The following is a 26,214-nucleotide window of genomic DNA, read 5'->3' as shown; positions in this document are numbered from 1 at the left end:
TGAGCCGGTCGAAGGGCTGTCCTTCCCTTACGCGCGCTGGAAAGAAGAACGGTGGTTCGACAGGCTCAGCACGAACGGGAAGGGGCCGGTGCGAAGGACGCCCGCCCGCTCACCGCCGGCGAGGTCGCGCTGCTGCGTCCGCTGTTCGGCGACGCGATCGACTATCGCGCCGTCCGCATCCGTCGGCGGGCGTGGTGGCCGCTCCAGCCGCGCAACGTCGTGATGGCCCCGGATGGCGACATCTGGTGCCATCCGGCGGGCGGCGTGTGGCAGGAGGATTTCGCCGCCGCGTCGCTGCCGCTCCAGGCGCTGTTCGTTCACGAGACGACGCATGTCTGGCAGGCGCAGCGCGGCGGGCGCTGGTTTCTGCCGCTCGCGCGTCATCCCTTCTGCCGGTACCGCTACCGGCTGGTGCCCGGCCGCGCGTTCGCCCGCTACGGTTTGGAGCAGCAGGCCGAGATCGTCGCCCACGCCTTTCGCGCGAGGCGGGGCGGGGCGACGCCCTATCCGGCGGAGGCCTATGACGCGCTGCTGGCGAGCGCCTTCAGGCCGTCGCCATGAGGCCGGCGAGCGCGCGGCCGATCGACTCGATGGTGTAGGGCTTCTGGATCATCGGCACGTCGGCGTGCGCGTCGGGCAGCCGCGCCTGCTCGCCATAGCCCGACGCGAAGATGTAGGGCACACCCATCGCGCGCAGGCGATCGGCCACCGGCAGGCTGGTCTCCGCGCCGAGATTGACGTCGAGCACCGCCAGGCGCGGCGGCGCCGCGTCCAGCTCGATCATCGCGGCGCCGACGCTCGCGGCGGTCTGCACGCGCTCCGCGCCTAGGCGGAGCAGGATGTCCTCGGCGTCCATCGCGATGATGAGGCTGTCCTCGACGAGCAGCACGTCGCCTTCGATCACCGGCCGCCCGGTGTCGGCCGCCGGCGCGGGCGCGGCGTGGTGCGGCGGGTCGGACGCGAGCGGCGCACGACGCTCGCCGAGGTGACGGCCGGGGATGGTGAAGCAGGCGTGCAGGCCGGTGACGCGAAAGTCGATCTTCGCCTCGCCGCCGAGATCGTAGGGGATCGAGCGGCGGATGATCGTGCTGCCGAAGCCCTGGCGCTTGGGCGGCTGCACCGGCGGGCCACCCGATTCGCGCCAATCGAGCACGAGATCGCCAACGCGATCGATCGACCAGCTCGCCTCGACATGGCCGCTGTCCGACAGCCCGCCATATTTGGCGCTGTTGGTGACGAGCTCGTGCAGCACCAGCGCCATGGTGGAGAAGGCCTGCGGCATCAGCAGCACCTCGGGCCCGGCGGTGCGCACCCGCGCCGACTTGCCGCCGAGATAGGCCGCCGCCTCCGTCTCGATCAGCGCGCGGAGCGGGGCGGGGCCCCAATTGTCAGAGGTGATCTGGTTGTGCGCGCGGGCGAGCGCGTGGATGCGCCCGTCCAGCTCGCCGACGAACTCGTCGACCGTCTGCCCCGCGCCCTTCGACTGGCGGACGAGGCCGCGGATCAGGCCGAGGATGTTGCGGACGCGGTGGTTGAGTTCCGCGATCAGCAGCTCCTGCCGCTCGGCCGCCTGCTGGCGCTCGGCATGCGCCTCGTCGGACATGCGCAGCACGACCTCGATCAGCGTCGCGCGCAGGCTTTCCGCCACCTGCTGCTCCAGCGGCGTGAACGGCGCGGAACGGCCGGACACCGTCTCCGACCATGCCTCGAAGCTCTTGCGCGGGCTCAGCCGGTCGCCGTTGGGGCCGAACTCCTTGGGGGCGTAAGGATCGCCCGCCCAGCGCACCGATCGCAGGATCTCGCGGCGGAACAGCACGACATAGTCGCGCGGGGATCGCGAGATCGGCAGCGCCAGCATCCCCGCCGCGCGGTCCGCCCACGCCTCCGCCTCGGGCATGAAGTCCGCGATACGATCGGTCGCGAAGATGCGGCCGGCGGTGGAGCGGTTGAGCGCGAGCGTGAGCGCGCGGAACTGCGCGTCGTCGGGGGCCTGGCCGGCGAGCGCGACGTGGCCGTTGATGACGACGCCGATGCCGTCCGCCGGGATCGCGGGCTCCAGCGTCTCGGCGAGCCAGGCGGGATCGTCGCGCAACGAGGCGTCGCCGGCGAGCTGGACGAGCAGACGTTCGCCGACGATGCGAGCGCGATCGGCGAAGGCGCTCGCCTCGCGCCGCTCGATCGTCTCCAGCTTCATGGCGAACATCTGCCCGAACAGCTCGGCGGTGGAGCGCCGCTCCAGCCCGGGGCAGCGCGGGCCGTAATGATGACAGGCGAACAGGCCCCACAGCTTGCCGTCGATCACGATCGAGATCGACAGCGACGCGCCGACCCCCATGTTGACTAGATATTCGATGTGGATCGGCGACACCGCGCGCAGCACGGAGAGCGACAGGTCGAGCGGCTGGCCGCGCTCGTCGCGCTCGGGCAGCACGGGCACGCGATCGCCGCCGGTATCGGCGATGATGCGGAACAGGTTGCGCAGGTATAGCCCGCGCGCCTGCCGCGGGATGTCGGTGTGGGGATAGCGCAGGCCGAGGAAGCTGCCGATGCCGCTCCGCACCGCCTCCGCCATCACCTCGCCGTCGCCGCCGTCGGTGAAGCGGTACACCATCACGCGATCGAACCCGGTCAAGGCACGCACCTGGCGCGCGCCCTCGCGCAGGAAGGCGGTGAGATCGGGGGCGTGATCCAGCCTGGCCATCATCGAGCGAATGGTGCCGGCGCCGTCGCCATGCTCAGGCTGGCAGGGCTCCAGCTCGACGATGATGGTGCTGCCTGAGAGGTGGACGGCGACGTCGAAGCCACGGTCGGCGCCGGGCACCTTGAGCGCGAAGATGCGCTCGCTCGCGTCCGGCCCGCGCAGCAGCGCGACGCGGTTGCGGATGGCGTGCACCGCCTCCATGCCGAGCACGTCGGCGAGCGGGCGGCCGAGCAGCGCCTGCGGCTCCTGCCCGATGAAGCACGCGGTGTTGGCCGATGCGCGCGCGATCAGCCAGTCGGAGGACAGCGCCAGCAGGAAGCCGAACGGCTGGATCGATCCGGGGACGTGGATCGGCTCGCGATCGCAGTTGGTCAGGTCGACATGGTGTTCGGGTCTGTTCAAGTCGTTTCCAATTGCCGCCTGCCGGCCTCCCCGAACAACGCGAAGACCGCGCGAGCCGTTGCGCCGGCCGACGCGATATCCTGCGGCGTGGCGATCGCATCGTCGAGCGCGGACAGGAAGGCGCGCCACCGCCCGGGTGTCTGAGACGTCCCGAGATAGGATTTGGGCCACGCGTCCGCCACCTGCCGCGCGAGGAAGGCGCCGCCCAGCCGCGATCCTTCGAGCACGTAGGCGGCGCCCCAGCAGGCAGCGGCGTCCGCGATCGCCGGGGACGCGAGCGGCGCGGGCAGGGGGGCGCCGAGCGCGGCGAGATCGGCGGCGATCGCGTCGGCGCGGTGCCGCTCGGGCCAGTCGGGAAGCGCGTCGGCGAAGCCCGCCGCGTCGAGCGCGGCCTCGACCGCCGGCAGCGCCATCGCGTGCGCGGTCAGGAAGGCGCGGTAGGCGTCGCGATCCCCCAGATCGAAGCGCCCGAACATCCCGTCGAGCGCCTCGTGATCGGCGCGCGTCGCCTCGCGCAGCGCCTGGTGCGCCTCGCCGCGCTCAGCCATGCCGCCCGAAGACGCGATCGAAGATCGTGTCGACATGCCTGAAATGATAGCCGAGATCGAAGCTGTCCTCGATCGTGGCGGCGTCGAGCGCGGCGGCGACCTCGGGATCGGCCTTGAGCAGCTCCATCAGCGACAGCGCGCCGTCCGAATCCCAAACCCGCATCGCGTTGCGCTGGACGAAGCGGTAGGCGTCCTCGCGGCTCACCCCCGCCTGCGTCAGCGCCAGCAGCACGCGCTGCGAGTGGACGAGGCCGCCCATGCGATCGAGGTTCTTCCGCATCCGCTCGGGATAGACGAGCAGCTTGTCGATCACGCCCGTCAGCCGCGCCAGCGCGAAATCGAGGGTGATCGTGGCGTCGGGACCAATGCCGCGCTCCACCGACGAATGCGAGATGTCGCGCTCGTGCCACAGCGCGACATTCTCCAGCGCCGGCGTCACCGCCGATCGGACTAGGCGGGCGAGGCCGGTCAGGTTCTCGGTCAGCACCGGGTTGCGCTTGTGCGGCATCGCCGACGAGCCCTTCTGGCCGGGCGCGAAATACTCCTCCGCCTCCAGCACCTCGGTGCGCTGGAGGTGGCGGACCTCGGTGGCCAGCCGCTCGACCGAGGAGGCGACCACGCCCAGCACCGCGAAGAACATCGCGTGGCGATCGCGCGGGATCACCTGCGTGGAGACGGTCTCGGGCACGAGGCCCATCTTGTCCGCGACATACGCCTCGACGCGGGGATCGATGTTGGCGAAGGTGCCGACCGCGCCTGAGATCGCGCAGGTGGCGATCTCCGCGCGGGCCGCCACCAGCCGCGCCCGGTTGCGGGCGAACTCGGCATGGGCCTGCGCGAGCTTGAGGCCGAAGGTGACGGGCTCGGCGTGGATGCCGTGGCTGCGCCCGATCGTGGGGGTGAGCTTGTGCTCGAAGGCGCGGCGCTCAAGCACGGCGAGCAGCGCGTCGACGTCGGCGATCAGGATGTCGGCGGCGCGGGCGAGCTGGACGGCGAGGCAGGTGTCGAGCACGTCCGACGACGTCATGCCCTGGTGGAGGAAGCGCGCCTCCGGCCCCGTCCGCTCCGACACGTGGGTGAGGAAGGCGATGACGTCGTGGCGGGTCTCGGCCTCGATGGCGTCGATCCGCGCGACCTCGAAGGCGCCGGCGGCAGCGTCCGCCTCCCATACGCGCTTCGCGGCATCAACGGGCACAGTGCCCAGATCGGCCATCGCGTCCATGGCGTGCGCTTCGATCTCGAACCAGATGCGGAAGCGGCTCTCGGGCGTCCAGATGACGGCCATCGTGGGCCGCGAGTAGCGCGGGATCATGGGGGGCGTCCTCGGCGGCGACCGCACGGGCGATCGCGCGAGGCGGCCGCCTAGCAGAGCGGGCGGGTGGCCGCAAACGCGCGGCGCCGTTCATCTCCCGTCAAGGCGGGCGGCGGCGAGGATGCGGCATGATCGCGCTCGCCCTCCTCGTCGCCGGCGCCGCCGACCCGCCGCCCGTGCCCGTTTCGCCGGAGCAGCCCGTCACCACCACACCGCCCACGATCGCGCCCGCCGCCCCCGCGCTCATAGCGGGCACGAGCGCGCCCGCCGACGGGAGCGCGCCGCAGACTCAGGGTGTTCCGGCAATGCGGATGCAGCCGATGCAGGGGGCGCCCGCGTCCTCGCAGGCGCCTGTTGGCACGCCCGCCTCCACGCCGGCACAGCATGGCACGACCATGCCGACGACGGTCGCACCGACCACTCCCGCTTCGGCAGCGCGGACGCCGGGCGTGCCGGCGATACGGATGCAGCCTATGCAGGGGCCGTCCGCACCGGCGGAGCGTGCCGCGCCCGGTGCGGTGGTGGAACAGCCCGGCGCCCAGCCGACGCCCGCGCCCCTGGTGACCGCGCCCCCCGCCGCGATGCCGTCCGCCGTCGCTCCCGTGCCGGCGCCGCCCCCGACCACGCCTCCCGCGCGTTCGAGCGTGCCGCATGCCGTGCCGCATGCCGTGCCGCATGCCGTGGCGCGGCCCACCGCGCCGCCGCGCGCACCGGCACCTGCCGCGCCGGCGCCGCGTCCGGCTCTCACGCCGACGACGGAGGGCGGGCGGCGCGCGCCTGCTCCCGTTGCCGGGCCGCAGGTCAAGCCCGTCGTGCCCGCGCCGAGGCCGCCCGCTCCCGTCGCGCCGCGTCCGGTTCCGGTGGCCCGTGCCCCGCAGACCGGCAAGCCCGGGCGCGAGCAGGTCCTCGCCGCCGTCCGCGCGGAGTGGCCGACCTACGACACGCGCCACCAGGGGCGGCTCGGCCCGCTGGAGTTCGGCACCTGGGTGATGCGCGCCAACGGCGCGGCGGTGCAGCCCGCCGGCGCGCGACGCGGCACCGCCGGCGTCAAGCCGGTGACGGCGATGAACGTCACCGCGCGCGCCTTCGCGCAGGCCGACGCCAATCACGACGGCGGCATCACCCCCGAGGAGCTCGCCGCCTTCCTGACGCGCTGACGCCGGCCGCGACGTGGCTAGCGTCAGGCGAAATCGCGGCTGTGGACCCAGACGTCGTCGCCGGTGACGGCACCCCCGGCGATCTTGCGCTCGGCAGACCGCTCCAGCATCGCGCGGTTGGCGGCGACCCAGCCCTCCATCGCGGCGCGATCCGGCTCGCCATCGAAGCCTTCGTCCTGCAGGTGGCCGCCGGCGGTGGAAGGCGCGACGTGCACCGTCCACCCGCGCCCCGCGACGACGTGCGTGAACGGGATCGAGCGGCGTGCCTCCTCGTCGGCGCGGGAACGCTCGGCCCGGTCCGCCGCGCCGTCGCGCGCGCGGGCCTCGCCGACCTGGAGCGCGGCGAGGCTGTCGGTGGCGGCGGCGGGCGGCGCGTCCGGCGCACCGGTCACGGCGCCCATCGTCACAGCTCCTGCTTGGCGTCGCGGCTTGCGGTGGGATCGTAGCCGTCGTCGTCGGGCGCGGTGCCCGAGCGGCCACTCGCGCGCTTGCTCCCGCTCTCGTCGACGAACTGCGCGCCGTCGCCGCCGAAATGCTGGCGCGCGTCGAGCGGGCGGCGGACGCCGTCGTCCTCGCCGGCCGCCATGTCGGGCGCCTTGCCGCCTTGGTACGCGCCGCCGTTGCTGACCGCGCCCGCCGACAGCGGCAGGTCGTCGGCATCGACCTGACGGTCGGGCGTCTCGGCGGGGTCGCTGCCCGCCAGCGTGGCGGCGGAGCGCAGCGGCGCGTCGGCCTGATCGCGGCCTGCGGCGACGGTGCGCTCGCTGTCGGGGGTGCCGCCGGCGGGCGCGGCGTCGGTACGCTCGGTCATGTCTCTCTCCATTGCTCGATGCCTGAACGCGACGGACGCCCGCGAGTGCCGACGCACGATGGAGAGATGTGGGCGGGCGATCGTTCAGGCCGCATCGCACCGGAGATCACGCGCATGAGCCTCAAATCCGCCCTCGGCTTCGGATCGGATCGCAAGGTCCGCTACGCTATCGTCGGGCTCGGCGACATCGCGCAGGAGTGGATGCTGCCGGGCGTCGCGCACACCGGCAATTCGGAGGTGACGGCGCTCGTCACCGGGGATCCGCGCAAGGCCGGCGCGATCGGCGAGCGCTACGGCGTCACCGACACCTACGGCTACGAGCGCTTCGATGTCATGCTGGCGTCGGGCAAGGTCGACGCACTCTATCTGGCGACGCCCAACTGGCGCCACGCCGAGTTCGTCATCCCGGCGCTGAGGGCGGGCATTCACGTCCTCGTCGAGAAGCCACTGGAGGTCTCGGCCGAGAAGGCGGAAGCTATCTTCGCGGCGCAGCGCGCGTCCACCGCCAAGCTGATGGTCGCCTACCGCCTGCACTGCGAGCCCGCGACGCTGGACACGATCCGCCGCATCCGCGCGGGCGAGATCGGGGAGCCGCGCAGCTTCACCTCGTCCTTCTCGCAGATGGTCGATCCCGCCAACCACCGCGCCAAGAACGGCGCGTTGGCTGGGCCGCTGTTCGACATGGGGCCCTATCCGCTCAACGCCGTGCGCGCCCTGTTCGGGGAGGAGCCGGTGGAGGTCGTCTCCGCGATCGCGACGCGGCATCCCGACAGCGGCTTCGCGGACACCGACGACACCGTCGCCGTCACGCTGCGCTTCCCTGGTCAAAAGACAGCGCAGTTCACGGTGAGCTATTTCGCCGACACCGTTTCGAGCTTCATCGTCGCGGGCACCAAGGGCGTCATCCAGATGAACCCCGCCTACGGCTTCGGCGATCCGCTGGAGCAGACCGTCTCGCGCGGCGGCGACAAGAGCCACAAGAGCTGGACGCCGACCGACCAGTTCGGCGGCGAGATGCGCTATTTCTCGGATTGCATCCTCCACGGCCGCGATCCCGAGCCCGACGGCGAGGAGGGGCTCGCCGACGTGCGCGTGCTGGAGGCGATCCAGCGCGCGATCGAGACGGGCCAGCGCCAGCCGCTGCCGCCGTTCGCGCGTGCGCGGCGGATCGATCCGGAGAGGCAGGTGCAGGAGCTGCGCTTCGTCAAGCCGCCCAAGCCCGTCGACGCCAAGAGCCCGACGCGGCAGGATGCGTGAGTGCGTCTCCGCCGCCCGCGTGGCGGCGGCCTGATCCGGTGGAAGCCGCGATCGCGCATTACGGGCTGATCGCGCTGTTGCTCGGCGCCGCGATCGAGGGCGAGCCGTTCGTGGTGGCGGGCGGCGTGCTCGCGCATCGCGGGCTGCTGCCGCTGTGGGCGGTGGCGGCGTCGTCGATCGCGGGCGCGGTGCTGGTCGACCAGCTCTGGTTCTGGGCGGCGCGGCGCGGGCGCGACAATCGCTGGGTGGCGGGGGTCAGGCGGCGGCCGGCGTTCGCGCGCTCCATCGCGCTGCTCGAACGGCACCGCATCGGCTTCCTGTCGCTGTTCCGCTTCGCCTACGGGGTGCGCGCGGTGGCGCCGGTGGCGATCGGCCTGTCGCGCGTGCCGGCGTCGCTGTTCGCCGGGCTGGAGGCGGCGGCGGCGATCGTCTGGGGGCTGGCGTTCACCGCTTTGGGCTGGGCGTCGGGGCCGCTGTTCGAGCGGCTCTCGGCACGGTGGGGCGGGGTGGTGGAGGCGGCCGCGATCCTGGTGTCGGCGGGCGCGCTCGCCTTCGTGCTGCGACGCGGACCGGCGGACAGGCGCCTGCCGGCCGGCTAGGCGCGCGGGCGGCGCCGGATCAGCGGATCGGCTCCGCGCCCGGCCGCCGCCCGCGCGCGGTGGGCCGCGCTCGGTGGGCAAGGCGGGCGGCACGCTTGCGCTGCCAGATCATCACGCCCGTCGCCGACAGCGCCGCCACCAGCAACCCGAAGGCGGAGACGAAGATACGGTACGGCAGTCCCCACATCTGTGCCCTGTGCAGCATCTCGGCCCAGGCGACGGCCCGGTCGGCGGCGGTGCGGCCGGTGGGCGGCGCATAGTGCAGCACGCGGCCGTCGCGCGCGTCGAGCACCACCTGCGTGTGCCCCTTGTCATGGCTGGGATCGAGCGTGGTGCGCGCGTAGAGGCGATAGCTGCCGCTGTCCGCCAGATAGTAGAGCGTCGTCGGCCGCTCGACCGCGAAACCGTCGCGCCGGCCTTGCGCCGTCAGCGCATCGAGCCCCCGGGCGATCGCGGCGCGGCGGCCGAGCGGCGGCGCCTCCAGCGGCATCTTCAGCGCGGGCGCCTCATACTCGCCCTCGCCGCCGAGCAGGCGACGCACCGGCGTCTCCACCTGCGGGATCGCCAGCGCCACCGCCGCCCAGGCGAAGACGAGCAGCAGCGGCCACAGCCAAAGCCCGCCCGCGCGATGGAGATCGAAGGTGAGCTTGAAGCCGCTCCACCGCCGGATCGCGAAGACCTGGCCGAACCGACGCCACCAGCCGCGCCGCCCCGAAGGCAGCGACAGGCCGAAGCCGACGAGGCAGTTCGCCGTCCAGACGAGCGCCGCCAACCCGAAGGCGAACACCCCCCACGCGCCCGCGACGGCGCCATAGTGGACGGAGTAGAGGAACGGCACGATGTCCTGCACACCGTCGCGCACGCCGCCGAAGGTGTAGGTGAGCCGCACTCTGCCCGAGAAGGGATCGACCCATACGACGTCGTAGCCGAGCGGCGGTGCGCCCGCGCGCGGCGACACGAACACCCGCATGGCGTGATCGCGCGGCACGTCGAGCGGCAGGTAGGACACGCGGCCTCCGGTCTGCCGCTCCACCCGCTCGGCGATGGCGACGGCGTCTAGCGGGCGGGCGGCCGGCGCGTGCGGCGCGACCTGGGCGGCGTCGGGGCGGGTGGCGTAGCCCAGCGTCTCCTCGAAGGGCATGATCGCGCCGGTGAAGCCCGCGACGATCAGGAACAACGCGATGGTGAGCCCCGCCCAGCGGTGCACGATGACCCAGAAGGCGCGGGTGAACGGCGGCGGCGCGGCACCGGCACGGGGAGGAGGCGTCGTCCGCCCCGGTACAGCCAGTCGCCCGTGCATCGCCGCCATTCTCCCTGGCGGACGGCTAGGCGCGTGACCAAACGCGAGTCAATCGCAATATCGCGTCCGGCTCACGCTTCGGCGAGGGGCGAGACCGACGGCAATCCTGGAGCCGCGAGAGAGGTTCAATGGCCTATCGAGAGGATTTCTACGGCGTCCTCGCGCCCGTTGAAGGCGACGCTCTCGCCCTCGCCCGCGCCGATCAACGCGCGCGCGAGCGGGGCGGAGTAAGCGATCAGCCCGGCGGCGGGATCGGCCTCGTCGTCGCCGACGATCGTCACCGACCGTTCCGCGCCCGCGAGGCGGAAGCGCACCACCGATCCGAACGCCACCTCGTCGGCGGGCGGCGCGGGTGCCACCTGCGCGGTGGCGAGGCGCGTGCGCCAGTAGCGGAGCGCGCGGGCCTGCTCCTCGTCGCGCGTCGCCACCGCCTCCAGCGAGGCGACCTTCTCCTCGATCAACGCGAGGCCGCTCGGACGGACGAGGTTCGGGCCGGGCGGGATCGGCAGCTCGAAGCGCGGCTCCTTATGCTCCTCGTCGCTCTCGCGGCGGAAGGCGACGCTCATGCCGTCGCCGTCGCGGCGACCGGTCCCGCGGACGCCTCCTCGCCCCGCGAATAGGTGCCGGTCAGCACGCCGGCGGCGAGCACGCGCCCGGCGATCGCCTCGACGAACGCGGCGCGGCCGGGCGTGGCGGGCAGCGCCGGCGCGTCCGAGAGCGCGAAGAGCTGGAAGACATAATCGTGCGCGCCGTGGCCGGTGGGCGGATCGGGCGGCAACCAGCCCTCGCGCCCGAAGCTGCTGCGGCCGACGTCGCGGCCGTCGACGCCGCCCGCGCCGTCGGCGACGATCGCGCCTTCCTCCAGCCGGCCGGCATCGGCGGGCAGGTTCCATACGATGGCGTGGACGAGCGGCTGCGCGGCCGGCGCGTCCGGATCCTCGATGATCAGCGCGAGCGCGGCGGTGGCATCCGGCACGGCGCCCCACACCAGCGGCGGCGACACGCCCTCGCCATCGGCGGTGAAGCGCGGCGGCAGGCGGCCGCCGTCGCCGAACGCCGGGCTGGCGAGATCGAGCTTGGCATCGCCGAGCGACAGCGCCGGATCGGCAACCACCAGCTTGGCGTGGCCGGCGCGCAAGCCTTGCATCATCCGGCCGAGCCAGCCGGGCACATGTTCGAGCATCGTCGATCCTCCTCGCGCATCCAACGGCGGACGGGCGAGGAGGGTCCGTTTGCCCGGCCGCCTCGCCGGGGCTAGGACCGGATCATCCCCTCTTCGGAAGGCCTTCCATGCGTATCCTCCCACTCCTCGCGACGGCATCGCTGCTCACGGGCACCGCGCTCGCGGCACCCGCGACCAAGCCCACCTACGGCAGCTTCGGCTTCGACGCCGCCGGCATGGATCGCAGCCGGTCGCCGGGCGACGACTTCTACGGCTACGCCAACGGCGGCTGGCAGAAGGCGACCACGATCCCGGCCGATCGCGCGTCGTACGGCATGTTCGTCAAGCTCCAGGACCTGTCGCTCGCGCGCACACGCGGCATCCTTGACGAGGCGGCGGCCAAGCCCGGCAGCCGCATCGGCGACCTCTACGCGAGCTTCATGGACGAGGCCGCCGCCGACGCGAAGGGCGCGGCGCCGGTGAAGACGTGGCTGGCCGGCATCGCGGCGGCGAAGGACAAGGCGGCGCTGGCGGCGATCATGGCCGACATGCAGCGGCAGGGCGTCGAGACGATCTTCTTCAAGCGCGAGGCGTTCGAGGCCGACGTGCGCCCCGACGACAAGGCGCCGACGCGCAACGTCTTCCGCTTCCGCCAGGGCGGCAACGGGCTGCCCGACCGCGATTATTACCTGAAGCCCGACGCCAAGCTCGCCGAGGCGCGCACCGCCTACGTGGCGTATATGGCGAAGCTGATGACGCTCGCCGGCCTGCCCGACGCGGAGGCGCGCGCGCAGGCGGTGATGGCGTTCGAGACGAAGCTCGCCACCGCGCACTGGAACCGGATCGAATCGCGCGACGCGGACAAGACCTACAACAAGTGGGCGATCGCGGACTTCCCCGCCAAGGCGCCCGGCTTCGCGTGGCAGCCCTATCTCTCCGGGCTCGGCCTCGCGCAGGCGGGCAGCGCGATCGTCAACCAGCCGAGCGCGATCGCGGGCGAGGCGAAAGCGTGGGGCGAGACGCCGCTGCCCGTCCTCAAGGACCATCTCGCGGTCCACATGCTGGACACCTACGCGCGCTTCCTGTCCAAGCCGTTCGTAGACGCGAACTTCGCGTTCCGCGGCACGGTGCTGACCGGTGCGCCGCAAATCCAGGATCGCTGGAAGCGCGGCGTCGGCCTCGTCAGCCAGATGGTCGGCGAGGAGGTCGGGCAGGTCTACACCGCGCGTTACTTCCCGCCGGAATCCAAGGCGGCGGCGGACAGGCTGGTCGCCAACATCGTCGCGGCGTACGGCCAGCGCCTGAAGACGGTGGCGTGGATGGCGCCGGAGACGCGTGCCAAGGCGCTGGAGAAGCTTGCCGCCTTCCGGCCGATGATCGGCTATCCCGACACGTGGCGCGACTATTCCACGCTCCAGGTGAGGCGCGACGATCTCCTCGGCAACGTCGCGCGCGGCTACGCCTTCGAGTTCCAGCGGCAGGTGAACAAGCTCGCCGCGCCGGTGGATCGCGGCGAGTGGGACATGACGCCGATGACGATCAACGCCGAGGCCGATCCGGTGCGCAACATCATCCTGTTCCCCGCCGCGATCCTGCAACCGCCCTTCTTCGACGCGGCCGCCGATCCGGCGGTGAACTATGGCGGCATCGGCGTGGTGATCGGGCACGAACTGAGCCACCATTTCGACGATCAGGGGCGCAAATACGATCCCACCGGCACGCTGAAGGACTGGTGGACGCCGTCCGACGTGACGCGCTTCACCGCCTATACCGACGCGCTCACCAAGCAGTACGACGCCTATGAGCCGGTGCCCGGCCAGCATGTCCAGGGCGGCCTCACGCTGGGCGAGAACATGGCGGACCTCGCCGGGCTCACCGTCTCCTACCAGGGCTGGAAGATCTCGCTCGGCGGCAGGCCCGCGCCGGTGCTCGACGGCCTCACCGGCGATCAGCGCTTCTATCTCGGCTACGCGCAGGTGTGGCGGACCAAGTATCGCGAGGCGGCGTTGAGGCAGCAGTTGCTGACCGACCCGCACTCGCCGGGCGAGCAGCGCGTGGACGAGGTGAGGAACCAGGATGGCTGGTACAAGGCGTTCGACGTGAAGCCGGGGCAGGCGCTCTACCTCCAGCCGGCCGCACGCGTGTCGGTATGGTGAGGACGGCACTCGTCACCGGCGCCACCTCCGGGATCGGCGCCGCCACCGTCCGCGCGCTGGCGGGCGCGGGCTGGCAAGTCGTCGCCACCGGCCGCCGGGCCGAGCGGCTCGACGCGCTGACGCGCGAGCTGCCCGAGGGCCAGGTCCACACCGCCGTCTTCGACGTCACCGACGCGCGCGCGCGCGATGTTGCGATCGATGCGCTGCCCGAGGCGTTCCGGGGCATCGACCTGCTGGTCAACAACGCCGGCCTGGCGCTCGGCACCGCGCCCGCGCAGGAGGCGAAGCCCGGCGATTGGGAAACGATGATCGCCACCAACGTGTCGGCGCTCGTCGCGATCACGCGCCGGTTGCTGCCCAGGCTGGTCGAGCGCCGGGGCGGGATCGTCAACCTGTCGTCGGTGGCGGCGAGCTATCCGTACACCGGCGGCAACGTCTACGGCGCGACCAAGGCGTTCGTACGCCAGTTCTCACTGGGGCTGCGATCCGATCTCGCGGGCACCGGCGTGCGCGTGACCTCGATCGAGCCCGGCATGGTCGAGACCGAGTTTACCACCGTGAGGACGGGCGGCGACAAGGCGGCCTCGAACAAGCTCTACGCGGGCGCGGACCCGATGACGGCGCAGGACATCGCCGCCACCATCCTGTGGGTCGCCTCGCTGCCGCCGCACCTCAACATCAACGCGCTGGAGCTGATGCCGGTCAGCCAGTCCTTTGCCGGGTTCCAGGTCGCGCGCGACTAGGCGAAGGCGCTCGCGTGAAATGCGGACCGCACGGGCGACGGCCGGAACCTTTGCTTAACTTCCCGTTGACGATAACGCCTGTCGACGGTCAAACTTGGCGTGATTCAAGGAATTACCGGCCTGCCGACTGACGACTGTTCTTAGCGATCTTCCGGATAGCTTCCATCGCGAAGTCGTCATGATGACGCTTCACGAGAAGAGGTGCCTTATGTCAGGTTTGCTTTCGACAGGCGATATCCTCCCGCCGACGCTCGACGAGATCGTGACCGCGGTCCGCAGCCTCGGCTCCCACAACATCACGGTCACGACCGACGGGGTCACGACGACGCTCGCCAGCGTGGGTGCGTCCGTGTCGCTGCCCACGGTCGCGCTGTCCACGGCGAGCCAGTCGGGCTTGGTGACCTTCGCGGACGGCACCCACTTCCTGACCGGGAACGACGCGGCCGAGAACTACCTGGGAACCAGCGGCGACGACGCCGTCTACGCGCTGGGCGGCAATGATCGCATCGACAACGGCGAGGGCAACGACTACACCTATGGCGGCGCGGGCTCGGACACGATCTTCGGCGGCGCGGGCAACGACCACCTCTACGGCTACGGCCCCACGCCAGGCCCGGACGGCGCGGACATGATCTCCGGCGGGACGGGCGACGATTATATCCAAGGCAACTCGGGCAACGACAGGCTCGACGGCGGCGACGGCAACGATCGCATCGCGGGCGGCGCCGACAACGACGACGTGCTCGGCGGAAGCGGCGACGACGTGATCAACGGCAATTTCGGGAACGACACCCTCGACGGCGGCGACGGCAACGACGTCGTGCGCGGCGGCAAGAACGACGACATCGTGTCCGGGGGCGCGGGCAATGATCACCTCTACGGCGATCTCGGCAGCGACACGGTGACCGGCGGCACGGGAGCGGACGTCTTCCACTTCACCGGCGGCGATGCCGCGATCGTCGGCACCACCTCGCCGGCCGGGCACATCGACACGATCACCGACTTCAGCATCGGCGAGGATCACGTCGCGCTCGGCTTCACGCCCACCGAGATCATCCACGGGTCCTCGCAGAGCAGCATCGACACGGCGCTCACCTACGCGAACTCGGCGCTCGCCGGGCATAACGGCGCGGTCTACGTCGTCGACGTGGGCAGCGACACCGCGCTGTTCTACAATTCGGGCGGCGGCGCCGTCATCGACAGCGTTGTCAGTCTTCAGGGCGTGCACGCGTCGTCGCTCCTCGCGGACAGCTTCGTCTAGGCCTCGCGCGGACGGAACGGGACGCCGTCCGGTGACGGTGCTCCCGCCCGTCCTCGGCGGCGTCCGCGCCGCGCGCTCGCATCCACCACCGCATCGCAAGGCTGGGCACCCGGATCCGATCGGCCTATCTTTCCGGAGGACCCACGGGGAGCAGGCATGAGCGAGCGGCTGAACTACAACTTGGCGGCGCCCGACGGCATGAAGGCGCTGGACGCCACCTACGCCTATATCCGCGGCTGCGGCCTGCCGGCGGTGCTGATCGACTTGGTCTATCTCCGCGTCAGCCAGATCAACGGCTGCGCCTACTGCATCGATCTCCATACCCGCGACCTGCAGCGTCACGGGGTGGCGACGGGCAAGCTGATGCTTATCTCGGCGTGGCAGGAGGCGGGGGCGCTGTTCTCGGCGCGGGAGCGCGCCGCGCTCGCCTGGGCGGAGACGGTGACACGCGTCGAGGCGACAGGCATCCCGGATGCCGCGCACGCGGAGGTGGCCGAGCATTTCGAGGGCAAAGCGCTCGCCGACCTCACCATCGCGATCAGCCTGATGAACGCCTATAACCGGTTAGCGATCGGCTTCCGACGCGTGCCGGGAGCGGCGGCGGAGGCTTGAGCCCGGCGGGTGAAGCCGCCTATCTGTCGGTCATGTCCAGCCATGCCGATCGCCTGCGCCTGCTGCGCGAGGAACTCGCCCGCCGCCGTCTCGACGGCTTCGTCGTGCCGCTCACCGACGAGCATCTCTCCGAATATGTCGGTGCCTACGCGCAGCGCCTCCTGTGGCTGACCGGGTTCGAGGGCTCGGCCGGCGCCGCCGTCGTGCTGCCGGAGGAGGCGGCGATCTTCGTCGACGGGCGCTACACCCTCCAGGTGCGCGACCAGGTGTCGGCGGACACCTGGAGCTACCAGTCGGTGCCCGAGACCTCGGTCGCCAAGTGGTTGCGCGACCATGCCCGGCCGGGCGCGCGGATCGGCTATGATCCGTGGTTGCACACGAAGGCCAATGTCGAGGCGGCGCGCGGCGCGCTGGCCGCGAACGGCGCCGAGATGGTGGCGGTGGAGAGCAACCCGGTCGACGCGGTCTGGGCGGATCGGCCCGAGCCTTCCACGGCGCGGCTGGTGGTGCAGCCGGACGCGCTTGCGGGCCGCTCCTCCGCGCTGAAGCGTCAGGATATCGCCGATGCTCTCGCCGCGAAGGACACCGACGCGGTGGTGCTCTGCGCGCTCGATTCGATCGCCTGGGCGTTCAACGTGCGCGGGCGGGATGTCGCCCACACCCCGGTCGCGCTCGCCTACGCGCTCGTGCGGGCGAATGCGACCGCCGAGCTGTTCGTCGATCCCGCCAAGGTGGACGAGACGGTGCTGGCCCATCTCGGCAACGCGGTGGCGGTGCGCCCGCGCGAGGCGTTCGCCGCCTCGCTCGACGCGCTTTCCGGACAGCGCGTGTCGGTCGATCCCGATCGCGCCGTCGCCGCGATCTTCGAGCGGCTGGAGAGCGCGGGCGCCAAGATCGTCGAGCGGCGCGATCCGGTGGTGCTGCCCAAGGCGATCAAGAACGAGGCCGAGATCGCCGGGATCGTTGCCGCGCACCTGCGCGACGGCGCGGCGGTGACGCGCTTTCTCCACTGGGTCGACACCGTCGCCGCGGCGGTGGGCGGCGAGACTGAGCTCAGCGCCGCCGCGCGGCTGGAGGCGTTCCGCGCCGAGACCGGCGCGCTGCGCGACCTGTCGTTCGACACCATCTCGGGCAGCGGCCCCAACGGCGCCGTCGTCCATTATCGCGTCACCGAGAAGACGGTGCGCCCGATCGAGGCGGGCACGCTCTACCTCGTGGATTCGGGCGCCCAGTATGAGGACGGGACGACCGACATCACGCGCACGATCGCCATCGGCGAGCCGACGGCCGAGATGCGCGATCGCTTCACCCGCGTGCTCAAGGGCCATATCGCGCTCGCCACCGCGCTGTTCCCGGCGGGCACGCGCGGCGGCCAGCTCGACACGCTGGCGCGGCAGCATCTGTGGGCGGCGGGGCTCGATTACGCGCACGGCACCGGTCACGGCGTCGGCCACTATCTCTCGGTCCATGAGGGGCCGCAGCGCATTGCCGCGCTCAGCGGCGGCCAGGCTGGCGGCGACGAGCCGCTGCGCGCCGGCATGATCCTGTCCAACGAGCCCGGTTACTACAAGGCCGGCCACTGGGGCATCCGCGTCGAGAACCTGATACGCGTGGCGGAGCGCGCGGTGGCGGGCGCCGAGAAGCCGGTGCTCGGCTTCGAGACGCTGACGCTGGCACCGATCGACCGGCGACTGATCGACCTTGCGCTGCTGACGCCCGCCGAGCGCGACTGGATCGACGCCTATCACGCGCGCGTGCTGGCGGAGATCGGCCCGCTGGTGCCCGCCGACGTGGCGGACTGGCTGGGCCGCGCGGCGGCTCCGCTCTGATCGGCCGTGATGGCGTGGATCTTGGTGTTACGTCCGCTCCGGCTGCTGCCGATCGCCTGATATGGCGGCGAAGAGGCTGACGGCGGGAACGAACGTCGCTGCGGGCTTGTCGTAGCGCGGTGGTGCGGCGGGGGTTGTCGAAGGATTGGACGTTGTCTTCCTCCGCCTGCGGACCGTTCCGCATAGGCCTGGGAACCGGCTTCTCGGAAGTGCGGGACCGCACGTACTTCTTGCGTCGGACCTGGAGGCTGATCATCTGCGAGGCGATCGTGCTTGGCGAGCGGTGCGGATCCACCCTGCGCCTTGCTGAGAGCGAGACCGCAAGCCGCTACTCCGGCTTCCGCGCGACCAGGCGTCAGCCCCGGTTCGTCGGCTGGCAAATCCACTCACGCCGGTTATGAGCTTGCGCAGGCGAACCGGAGCTCCAACGCAACGCGCGGCACGCCGGCTGGAGAATAAACTGATGGTCTATCCCGACACTCAGCTCTTCGTTGGAGGGAGGTGGCGCGATGCCGCCGACGGACGATCGATGCCTATCCGCAATCCCGCCACGGGGCAGGAGATCGGCCGAGTGGCGCGCGCCGGGCGGGCTGACCTTGACCGGGCGATCGAGGCGGCTCAGCTCGGGTTCGAGACGTGGCGCGACTACATGCCAGCGCAGCGCAGCAAGGTCATGCGCGCGGCCGCGGTGCTGGTGCGCGAGCGCGCCGACGCCATTGCTGGAGTGCTCACGCAGGAGCAGGGCAAGCCGCTCACCGAAGCGAAGGGCGAGGCGCTGGCCGCCGCGGACATCCTGGAGTGGTTCGCCGAAGAAGGCTTTCGCGTTTACGGTCGGCTGGTCCCCCATCGCAGCAACACCGCCATCCGCCAGATGGTGCTCAAGGATCCCGTCGGGCCGGTCGCGGCCTTCACGCCGTGGAACTTTCCGATCAACCAGATCGTGCGCAAGATCGGCGCGGGGCTAGCCGCCGGTTGCTCGATGATCGTCAAGGCGCCTGAGGAGACGCCGGCGAGCCCGGCGGCGCTGATCCGAGCTTTTCAGGACGCCGGTCTTCCCGAGGGCGTGCTCGGCCTCGTGTTTGGCGATCCCGCCGATATCTCGGACTATCTCATCGCCAGTCCAGTCATCCGCAAGATCACCTTCACCGGCTCGACTCCGGTCGGCAAGCTGCTGGCAGGGATGGCCGGCCAGCACATGAAGCGCGTATCGATGGAGCTGGGCGGACATGCGCCGGTCATCGTCTGCGAGGATGCCGATGTCGCTCTCGCCGTGAAGAGCGCCGGCGCCGCCAAGTTCCGCAATGCCGGTCAGGTCTGCATCTCGCCGACGCGCTTTCTCGTCCACGATAGCCTCAAGCAAGACTTCGAGGGGAGGCTGGCTGAACTCGCACGCGGCATCAAGGTCGGCGATGGTCTTGCCGAGGGGACGCAGATGGGCCCGCTCGCCAACCCCCGCCGGCTGGCGGCAATGGCCGAGTTTCAGCGGGACGCCGTCGAGCGGGGTGCCACCGTCCTGACCGGTGGCGCGCGGATCGGCGACACCGGCAACTTCTGGCAGCCTACCGTGCTTACCAACGTGCCGCTGGAAGCACGGCTGTTCAACGACGAGCCGTTCGGCCCGGTCGCTGGCGTCCGCAGCTTCTCCCGGCTGGAGGAGGCCATCTCCGAGGCGAACCGACTGTCGTACGGCCTTGCCGGCTATGCCTTTACCACGTCACTCGCCAACGCCGATCTGCTGACCCGCCGGGTGGAAGTGGGCATGCTCTGGGTGAACACTCCAGCAGCAGGTACGGCAGAGCTGCCGTTTGGCGGTATCAAGGACTCGGGCTATGGCACCGAGGGCGGACCTGAGGCGCTGGAGGCCTATCTCAACACTCGCGCGGTGGTGATCGCGAATGCTTGAGACAGGCGGCTGACCGCCCTTCAGCCACTCACGGCGGGGCGGCCGACATCGAGGGTAGCTGCAGGTTAATCTCCCATCGGCTGCGTGCCGAGATGGCTGATTACGGAATTTCGGTGACGGTGGCGACCAGAACCATCGGGCAACGTCGCGCGCGCGGTTCGGCCATACCAGGGCGCTACGCGACGATAGTCGTTGGAGATGGTGATGCGGTCGAAAGCCGTCTTTCGCTGGTGCCGAACTGGGTGATCGCGAAATCCGACCTTAGCCAGGTTACCTGACGGCAGGGTGACGGGACAGGATTGCCCCGGTCATCAAGTCTGGTCGGGTCGCGGGCGTGGGTATGGCGGAAACTGCTCATAACGTCGCGCTGTGCAACGCATTATGCCACCGATTCCTCTCCTCGGCCTTGCCGCGTAGGATGGTGCAGCGAGAGGGCGCTGTTAACGCGCCTTTGATGATCGGGATTTAGGAGGGCGCTGATCGCGGTAGGCAGGTTTGGACATGCGTTCGGCGCCCCATCTCTTCAACGAGGACGACCGGCTCGCGGCCCTCGCCGAATATGATCTCCTGAGCGGCACCGACGACGTCAACCTGGATGAGATCGTGCGGTTCGCGACACGCCTGTTCGACGTGCCGATCGCCTTGGTGTCGCTTGTCGAGCGCGACTCTCAATTCTTCAAGGCTCGTGTGGGCTTGGACGTCTGCGGCACCGACCGCGCCGTCTCCTTCTGCGCGCACGCGATCGCGCAGGACGACATCTTCGTCGTGCCGGACGCCACGCTCGACGTTCGCTTCGCGACCAATCCCCTCGTGACGGGGGACCCACTGATACGGTTCTACGCGGGCGTGCCGCTCCGGGCGCCGAGCGGCCACGCGATCGGCTCGTTCTGCATCATCGACCGTCGCCCGCGAAACGGGCTCGGCGATCGCGAGCGTGATGACCTGCGATCGCTGGCCGATATCGTGGTGGATCGGCTGGAGATGCGCCGTCTCGCGGTCGCGGGCGCCATCGGCCAGTCACGCTTCGAGAACATCGCCGCGACGTCGCCCGACGGCATCATCTGCGCGGACAGCGAGGGGCGGATCACCTTCTTCAACGCCGGTTGCGAGCGCCTGTTCGGCTTCCGATCCGAGCAGGCGATCGGGTCGAGCCTCGACCTGATCGTGCCGGAGCGGATGCGGGGCGGCCATGGCGGAGGTCTCAAGCGGGTCGCCGCCGGCGGAGCGCCTCGACTGGTCGGCAAAACCGTCGAACTGGAGGCCGCCCATCAGGACGGAACGGAGTTCCCGATCGAATTGTCGCTCTCGATGTGGAAGGAAGGCGGGCAGGCGAGCTTTGGCGCGATCATCCGCGACATCAGCGAGCGGCGCGCGAACGAGGAGCGGCTGTTCAAGCTGGCGCATCGCGACAGCCTGACGGATCTGCCGAACCGGGCGGTGCTGTTGAGCCGGATAGCCGATTGCGCGAAGGCGGAGGAGCCGATCGCGATCCTCATGATCGATCTCGACGGCTTCAAGAACGTCAACGACACGCTCGGCCACACCGCGGGCGACCGCGTGCTGCGCCAAGTCGCGCAGCGCCTTCTGCAGTGCGTGCGGTCGATCGACACCGTCGCTCGCCTCGGCGGCGACGAGTTTGCGGTGGTGATGCCGGGCCGCCCCGACGGCGAGACCGTCGCGCACGAGGCGGACTGCATGATCGCCGCGATCGGCGCGCCCTGCGTCGTGGACGGCCAGGCCGTGCACATCGGCGCGAGCATCGGCATGGCCTTCAGCCCGAAGGACGGGCTCTACGCCGAGGATCTCCTGTCCGCGGCGGACCTCGCCATGTACCAAGCCAAGAACGAGGGGAGGAACTGCCGTCGCTTCTTCGCGCCGCGCCTGCGTGACGCGGCGATCAGCCGCCGCGCCTTCGAGAGCGAGCTTCGCCGCGCGCTCGAACGCAACGAGTTCGAGCTTCACTACCAGCCGCAGGTCCGTATCTCCGATCGCAGGCTCCTCGGCGTCGAGGCGTTGCTGCGGTGGCGACATCCCGAGCATGGCCTGCTGACACCGGATCGTTTCCTGCCGACGATCGAGAACGGCCTCCTCGCGCCCGAGATCGGCAACTGGGTGATGGAGGAAGCGTGCCGCGAGGCGGTGAACCTCCGGCGCCTCATGCCTGGGCTGGTGATGGGGGTGAACCTGTTCGGCGCCCAGTTCCGGACGGGAAGCCTTGCCCAGGACGTGCGGGACGTTCTCGACAGGGCCGGGCTGCCGGCGGACGGCCTCGAGCTGGAGATCACCGAGAATATCGCGCTGCGACACGACGACACGATGCTCGCACCGCTGCGTTCGCTTCGCGCGATGGGCGTCGGCATCGCTTTCGACGACTTCGGAACGGGCTACGCCTCGCTCAGCGTTCTCAAGCGCTATCCATTGACCCGGCTCAAGATCGACCGCAGCTTCATCCAAGACATCTGCAGCGATCGCGCCGACGCGGCCGTCGTCAACGCGATGGTGTATCTCGCTACCAGTCTGGGCGTCGACGTCATCGCCGAGGGGGTCGAAACCGAGGCTCAGCTCGATCTGCTCCGCGCCTGCGGGTGCGGTTCCGTGCAGGGCTTCCTGCACGGGAAACCGATGACCGCCGCGAAGCTTTACCCGTACATGCGGGACCGCTTGGCCATGGCCGCGTAGTCGTCGCGACGCGCGAGCCTGCGTCGAGGCGAAGCCGGCACCATGGCCGAGCCGGTGATCGCGCTACAGCAGTTCGGCGGCCACGCCGCCGCCCACGATGTCGTCCGCCGGCCCGAGCTTACCGCCTGATCATGGCGGATCGACCGCCCGCCGTCCATAAGAGGGCAACGGGCGGTCAGAAAGGGGAGGCGACGCCGAAGGAGTGGGATCCTAGGTTTGCGCCGACGAAGGTGCAGCTTGTCGATCTTCTATAGTAGATCTCGCATGCTCCCGTGGGCCATTCGGGCCGTAGGGTCGTCGTGATGGTCAGCGCCTGGGACAAGGCGGAGGGCGAGGGTCTGGCTCCGCGGACGTCCTCAGGCATAAGCTGCCGCTGCTCGCTCAGTATGTCGAGGCAAGACGGGACGGCTGGACGAGCCGCGTCTACGCTGTGAGTGCCCAGGGGAGTACGACGGCAACGAGAACAAGCGAATCCCGCGCGAGCCGAAGCAGGATGTAGGACAGCGTCTCCGCGTCGTCGGTAGAGGCTGGCGATTGAGTAAAGCCGCTCCTCGACGATCTTGAGATGCCGTCGCGATCGAAACTGAGGCGATAATCACACACGGTGTAAGTTTAAGTGATCGTCGTATTTCCCAACGACCTAATGATGACGAGGCCTACGAACATAGAGCGGAGATGGCCAAACCGATCTGGCGTGATGTCGTGAGTACGTTCAGCCGGTGTGCGCTCCGGAATCGGCACGACGGGTCGGCGGGCTTGCGCAAGAGTTTTCAGTAGGCGAGGCGTGCGCGGCCCGGATCCGCTCGAAGCTGGTCGGGGATCTCGCCATTGCCAGATAGTCGAGCAGCTTCTCGTCCTTCGCGATGGCGGCGAAAAAGATGTGCCGCCAGACATTGGCGGCACGACCGGCGTGAAATGATCGGAAAGTCGTGGTCAGTGCGGAAACGTCCTGCACTGACTGGCGCGCGCTGCGCGCCAGCTCGAGCAAGCGAATATGATTATCACGGAAGAAATGGCCGTAGCTTGGCTCTAGCTTCAAAACTATTGATAAGGCGCTCAGATCTTTCCTCGCGGGCTTCCAGCGGGCGCTCAATCACCAGTCACAATGCCTGTGCAGTCAGGACTCAGTCGAGATAGAATGGAGGTAAATGCGGCGATCATTGGGACCGAGCGTCTGCTCGCCCTAATCATCTGACAGATGTGATACATCGGCGTGAGGTTCGAAGGCGTGACTGCGAAATGCGGATAGGCCTCCTTGTGCAAGTAGTGATCGAGCGTGTTGGGCGTCCCTTCCGGCCCGCAGGAAGGACAGAATGCAGAGTGCGCGAGCGCAACGCCTGGAACACCGACCGCGGCACCGATTGTCCCCGGGGCTGTAGTAGAGGGTCAGGATCACTTTCTGTTGGCCATGCCCGCTTGCTAAGCAGGAATCGTCACTGGGTTACCGGGCTCGGCGATTTAGGCCTCGACCCGCGCGCGCCATTCGTCGGCGAGGCCGGCGAACCAGGCAGCGTCGGGGCCATTCGTGCGTGCCTGGACGAGCGCGTCGACCAGCGCGATGCCGCGATGCTGCGGCAGCGCGAGGCGTGTCGCCGTTTGCCCGCCTCCATCACGTGCAACGAACGTCCGAAGCTGGGGAGCGTAAGTGAGGACCGTGAACGATCGAGTATGGGTCCTCGCGACCGCCCGTCAGCTACGCCGCGGTGCAGGAACGGGTCGACGATCGACGATGTAGCCGTTCTTCCAGATTGTCACGATGCGGCGGCTGTCGGTGATCCTCTTTGTCGGATCGCCCTCGACGAGAACCAGGTCTGCCCGCATCCCCTCCGCGATGCGGCCGCGGTCCGGCGTCTTGAAGATACGGGCCGGTGCCGACGTTGCGGCCGCGAGCGCTTGTACAGGGGTGAGCCCGGCTCGCACTAGAAGGGCGAGTTCGAGGTGCAGCGAGGGTCCGAACGCCGTAGTTGGATTGGGAGCGTCCGTCCCGGCGATCATCACCGCACCGGCACGAGCGAGCGTTCGCGTGTTGGCGAGCGCCGTCGCGAACTCGCCAAATCTCGGCCGTGGCCAGACTAGAGCGAGCATGCCGCGCTGCGTGTCCGAGAGGTACGGCGCCACGGCAGGATCCGCAGCCAACCGGCGCGCGTCGTCCGCACCGGATACGCCATCGTAGACCGCGAGCGTCGCGGTCTGAGCGACGCCCTTGGTCACGATCGATCGTACGAGCGTCGGGTCGAGGAGCGCGTCGCAGATTGCATGCTCAATCACGTCGACGTCGCCGGCGGCGGCCACGCGAGCGTCGGCAAGCTGCTGGACGTGGACGACGACCAGCTTGCCCGTCGCTTTGGCGGACCGGATGACGGCGGCGAAGCGCGCTGGGCTGAAAGCGGGGAGCGAGGCTGGACGTCCCGGGCGGGCGCCGTCATCTTGAAGGATCTTGATGTAGTCGGATCCGCCAGCGACGCGCGCTGCCATGAACGCGCCCGAGTCGGCGCCCGCAGCGAGCGTCGGCGGCATGGGGATGTCGGCCTGGCCCGCGAACAGCTCGGTCGGATGTCCGCCCGGCGGGGTCGCGCCGATGCCGGCGGTGAAGGTGTCGGCCTCGGCGACCCTGCTGTATGAGGAGCGCTGCTGGCGCCAGCCTTCGATCGTAGCGGCACCGGCCACCGAGTACATGTCGAACATCGTCGTCACGCCGAACCGAAGCGCGTCGCTCTGCGCTCCCGGGAAGACGTGCACGTGGCCGTCGATCAGGCCGGGGATGAGTGTCCGGCCGCGACTGTCGATCACCTCGGCGTTCGCCGGCGCGCCGAGCATCTTGCCGAGCGCGGCTATGCGCCCATTCGCTAGTAGGACGTCGCGCCTGCCGAGCATCCTCGTGCCGTCGAAGACGCGGGCTCCGTGGATTAGAACGGGATGGTCCTGGGCGCTCGCCGGGGCGAGCGACAGCACGCCTGTTGCCCACGCGACGAACACCTTCCAGCCCATGTCGCTTGCCGCCTCTCTTCTGCTCGCGCCGCCGCCTGATAATTTGCCGTGTCGGCCACCGCAGCGCCCGTCTTCGCTGCTCCTCCCGCTAACGAGCCGGTGCAGCGCGCGATCCAACACGCGCATCCGTTCGCTTGCTTGACGATAGATCGTGCGTGCGTGTGGACGATCGACTGACCGATCGACCAAACGCAGTCCATCATCCTCTGACGTCCGCCGATTGTTGCTCGCGAAGGGCGTTGATACACGAAGTTGGTCGGCGTCCGACAGGAAAGAGTGTCTAAACGCGGGCGGTGGAAAACCGCCGGGAAGGGCGCTTGTGGGTCGACGCTGGCAAACAAGGACCCGGTCTGACCTGAGTTAGCGGGGGATCCGCCTCTTGACCAGCGGTCGCATTCTGGGAATGCGGCGCCCATGGCTTCCACGGTTCTGGCTCCGTGCTGCGCTGTTGGCAGTGTGCCTTGCTGAATGCAGCAAGGAAACGCGGACGCTGGACGCGTATCAGCCGCAGACTTCGCCTCGTGGCACTGCAGACCCGCGGGCACCGCAGTATTAAGACATGTTCACCAGATATCCCAAGGGGACGGTATTTCACCTGGTACGGCTGCGGTGCGTGTCTCGCGTCGGGCGCCAAGGGTGTTCTAGCGCTTGGCGATACTGCGTGGCGCCATGGCGGCGGCCTCGATCAGGTATATCGCTTCATCGCGCAGGCCATCCTGGTCCGCTGCCGGGCTATGGCGAGCGTATTCCGACCGAACAGATTTGGCAGATCACGGCCTATCTTCCTGATCTGC

General features: G+C 69.9%; 23 protein-coding genes. 13 read left to right on the top strand and 10 right to left on the bottom strand.

Annotation, left to right across the window (positions count from 1 at the left end):
* The first annotated feature begins 51 nt into the window (after positions 1-51).
* Positions 52-561, top strand: a complete 510-nt coding sequence (locus ACOFKX_RS05430; RefSeq protein WP_419826047.1) for a vgr related protein — start codon at positions 52-54, stop codon at positions 559-561.
* Here the strand turns inward: ACOFKX_RS05430 and ACOFKX_RS05425 are convergent.
* From ACOFKX_RS05425 to purB, 3 genes are read right to left on the bottom strand one after another with little or no spacing between them, the layout of a single operon-like run.
* Positions 545-3,103, bottom strand: coding sequence for an HWE histidine kinase domain-containing protein (locus tag ACOFKX_RS05425; RefSeq protein ID WP_419826046.1), 2,559 nt, complete (start codon positions 3,101-3,103; stop codon positions 545-547). The genes ACOFKX_RS05430 and ACOFKX_RS05425 overlap by 17 nt on opposite strands.
* The gene (locus ACOFKX_RS05420) at positions 3,100-3,651 is read right to left on the bottom strand and encodes a biliverdin-producing heme oxygenase (protein WP_419826045.1); all 552 of its coding nucleotides are present in this window, start codon (positions 3,649-3,651) and stop codon (positions 3,100-3,102) included. The genes ACOFKX_RS05425 and ACOFKX_RS05420 overlap by 4 nt, the downstream gene beginning before the upstream one ends.
* Positions 3,644-4,963 (bottom strand): adenylosuccinate lyase, encoded by a 1,320-nt coding sequence (gene purB / locus ACOFKX_RS05415; protein WP_419826044.1) that lies wholly within the window; start codon positions 4,961-4,963, stop codon positions 3,644-3,646. The genes ACOFKX_RS05420 and purB overlap by 8 nt, the downstream gene beginning before the upstream one ends.
* Before the next feature lie 128 nt (positions 4,964-5,091).
* Here purB and ACOFKX_RS05410 point away from each other — a divergent pair, with 128 nt between their 5' ends.
* Positions 5,092-6,120, top strand: coding sequence for a hypothetical protein (locus tag ACOFKX_RS05410; protein WP_419826043.1), 1,029 nt, complete (start codon positions 5,092-5,094; stop codon positions 6,118-6,120).
* Between the two features lie 23 nt (positions 6,121-6,143).
* Here the strand turns inward: ACOFKX_RS05410 and ACOFKX_RS05405 are convergent, their stop codons facing one another.
* Both ACOFKX_RS05405 and ACOFKX_RS05400 read right to left on the bottom strand, forming a co-directional pair.
* On the bottom strand, positions 6,144-6,521 hold the full coding sequence (locus ACOFKX_RS05405; protein ID WP_419826042.1) for a hypothetical protein: 378 nt from the start codon (positions 6,519-6,521) through the stop codon (positions 6,144-6,146).
* A 2-nt stretch (positions 6,522-6,523) separates the two neighbouring features.
* A complete protein-coding gene (locus ACOFKX_RS05400; protein WP_419826041.1) occupies positions 6,524-6,931 on the bottom strand; it encodes a hypothetical protein in 408 nt (135 codons plus the stop codon).
* A gap of 45 nt (positions 6,932-6,976) precedes the next feature.
* On the opposite strand from ACOFKX_RS05400, the gene ACOFKX_RS05395 reads away from it, so the two are divergent.
* Entirely contained in the window at positions 6,977-8,188 is a 1,212-nt protein-coding gene (locus tag ACOFKX_RS05395) for a Gfo/Idh/MocA family protein (RefSeq protein ID WP_419826040.1), read from the top strand.
* The gene (locus ACOFKX_RS05390) at positions 8,185-8,787 is read left to right on the top strand and encodes a DedA family protein (RefSeq protein ID WP_419826039.1); all 603 of its coding nucleotides are present in this window, start codon (positions 8,185-8,187) and stop codon (positions 8,785-8,787) included. Before ACOFKX_RS05395 ends, ACOFKX_RS05390 begins: the two co-directional genes overlap by 4 nt.
* Before the next feature lie 19 nt (positions 8,788-8,806).
* On the opposite strand, the gene ACOFKX_RS05385 is transcribed toward ACOFKX_RS05390, so the two are convergent.
* From ACOFKX_RS05385 to ACOFKX_RS05375, 3 genes are all read right to left on the bottom strand, one after another.
* Positions 8,807-10,087 carry a PepSY-associated TM helix domain-containing protein gene (locus tag ACOFKX_RS05385; protein ID WP_419826038.1) on the bottom strand — a complete coding sequence of 427 codons (1,281 nt, stop codon included), beginning with the start codon at positions 10,085-10,087 and terminating at the stop codon, positions 8,807-8,809.
* Between the two features lie 125 nt (positions 10,088-10,212).
* Positions 10,213-10,653 (bottom strand): GreA/GreB family elongation factor, encoded by a 441-nt coding sequence (locus ACOFKX_RS05380; RefSeq protein ID WP_419826037.1) that lies wholly within the window; start codon positions 10,651-10,653, stop codon positions 10,213-10,215.
* Positions 10,650-11,270 (bottom strand): YbhB/YbcL family Raf kinase inhibitor-like protein, encoded by a 621-nt coding sequence (locus ACOFKX_RS05375; RefSeq protein WP_419826036.1) that lies wholly within the window; start codon positions 11,268-11,270, stop codon positions 10,650-10,652. The genes ACOFKX_RS05380 and ACOFKX_RS05375 overlap by 4 nt, the downstream gene beginning before the upstream one ends.
* A gap of 107 nt (positions 11,271-11,377) precedes the next feature.
* Here ACOFKX_RS05375 and ACOFKX_RS05370 point away from each other — a divergent pair, with 107 nt between their 5' ends.
* The 9 genes from ACOFKX_RS05370 (at position 11,378) to ACOFKX_RS05330 (ending at position 22,931) form a co-directional block, all read left to right on the top strand.
* Positions 11,378-13,405: a M13 family metallopeptidase gene (locus tag ACOFKX_RS05370; protein ID WP_419826035.1), complete on the top strand. Its 2,028-nt coding sequence runs from the start codon at positions 11,378-11,380 to the stop codon at positions 13,403-13,405.
* Positions 13,399-14,148: an SDR family NAD(P)-dependent oxidoreductase gene (locus tag ACOFKX_RS05365; RefSeq protein ID WP_419826034.1), complete on the top strand. Its 750-nt coding sequence runs from the start codon at positions 13,399-13,401 to the stop codon at positions 14,146-14,148. Before ACOFKX_RS05370 ends, ACOFKX_RS05365 begins: the two co-directional genes overlap by 7 nt.
* Before the next feature lie 208 nt (positions 14,149-14,356).
* Positions 14,357-15,409 carry a calcium-binding protein gene (locus ACOFKX_RS05360; RefSeq protein WP_419826033.1) on the top strand — a complete coding sequence of 351 codons (1,053 nt, stop codon included), beginning with the start codon at positions 14,357-14,359 and terminating at the stop codon, positions 15,407-15,409.
* A 156-nt stretch (positions 15,410-15,565) separates the two neighbouring features.
* Positions 15,566-16,021, top strand: coding sequence for a carboxymuconolactone decarboxylase family protein (locus tag ACOFKX_RS05355; protein ID WP_419826032.1), 456 nt, complete (start codon positions 15,566-15,568; stop codon positions 16,019-16,021).
* A gap of 32 nt (positions 16,022-16,053) precedes the next feature.
* Complete coding sequence (locus ACOFKX_RS05350; RefSeq protein WP_419827351.1) at positions 16,054-17,850, top strand: aminopeptidase P family protein; 1,797 nt, start codon at positions 16,054-16,056, stop codon at positions 17,848-17,850.
* A 463-nt stretch (positions 17,851-18,313) separates the two neighbouring features.
* Positions 18,314-19,753, top strand: coding sequence for an NAD-dependent succinate-semialdehyde dehydrogenase (locus ACOFKX_RS05345; protein WP_419826031.1), 1,440 nt, complete (start codon positions 18,314-18,316; stop codon positions 19,751-19,753).
* Between the two features lie 92 nt (positions 19,754-19,845).
* Positions 19,846-20,031 carry a hypothetical protein gene (locus ACOFKX_RS05340; RefSeq protein WP_419826030.1) on the top strand — a complete coding sequence of 62 codons (186 nt, stop codon included), beginning with the start codon at positions 19,846-19,848 and terminating at the stop codon, positions 20,029-20,031.
* Between the two features lie 223 nt (positions 20,032-20,254).
* Positions 20,255-22,432, top strand: coding sequence for a putative bifunctional diguanylate cyclase/phosphodiesterase (locus tag ACOFKX_RS05335; RefSeq protein WP_419826029.1), 2,178 nt, complete (start codon positions 20,255-20,257; stop codon positions 22,430-22,432).
* 313 nt (positions 22,433-22,745) lie between these two features.
* On the top strand, positions 22,746-22,931 hold the full coding sequence (locus ACOFKX_RS05330) for a hypothetical protein (protein ID WP_419827350.1): 186 nt from the start codon (positions 22,746-22,748) through the stop codon (positions 22,929-22,931).
* A gap of 213 nt (positions 22,932-23,144) precedes the next feature.
* On the opposite strand, the gene ACOFKX_RS05325 is transcribed toward ACOFKX_RS05330, so the two are convergent.
* Positions 23,145-23,420, bottom strand: a complete 276-nt coding sequence (locus ACOFKX_RS05325; RefSeq protein WP_419826028.1) for a hypothetical protein — start codon at positions 23,418-23,420, stop codon at positions 23,145-23,147.
* A gap of 701 nt (positions 23,421-24,121) precedes the next feature.
* Complete coding sequence (locus tag ACOFKX_RS05320) at positions 24,122-25,420, bottom strand: amidohydrolase family protein (protein WP_419826027.1); 1,299 nt, start codon at positions 25,418-25,420, stop codon at positions 24,122-24,124.
* Between the last annotated feature and the right edge of the window lie 794 nt (positions 25,421-26,214).

Origin of the sequence: Sphingomonas sp., assembly GCF_965200105.1 — a bacterium.
GTDB lineage: Bacteria > Pseudomonadota > Alphaproteobacteria > Sphingomonadales > Sphingomonadaceae > Solisphingomonas.
Note: the sequence above shows the minus strand (reverse complement) of the source record. Positions and strands in the feature narration are given on the sequence as shown.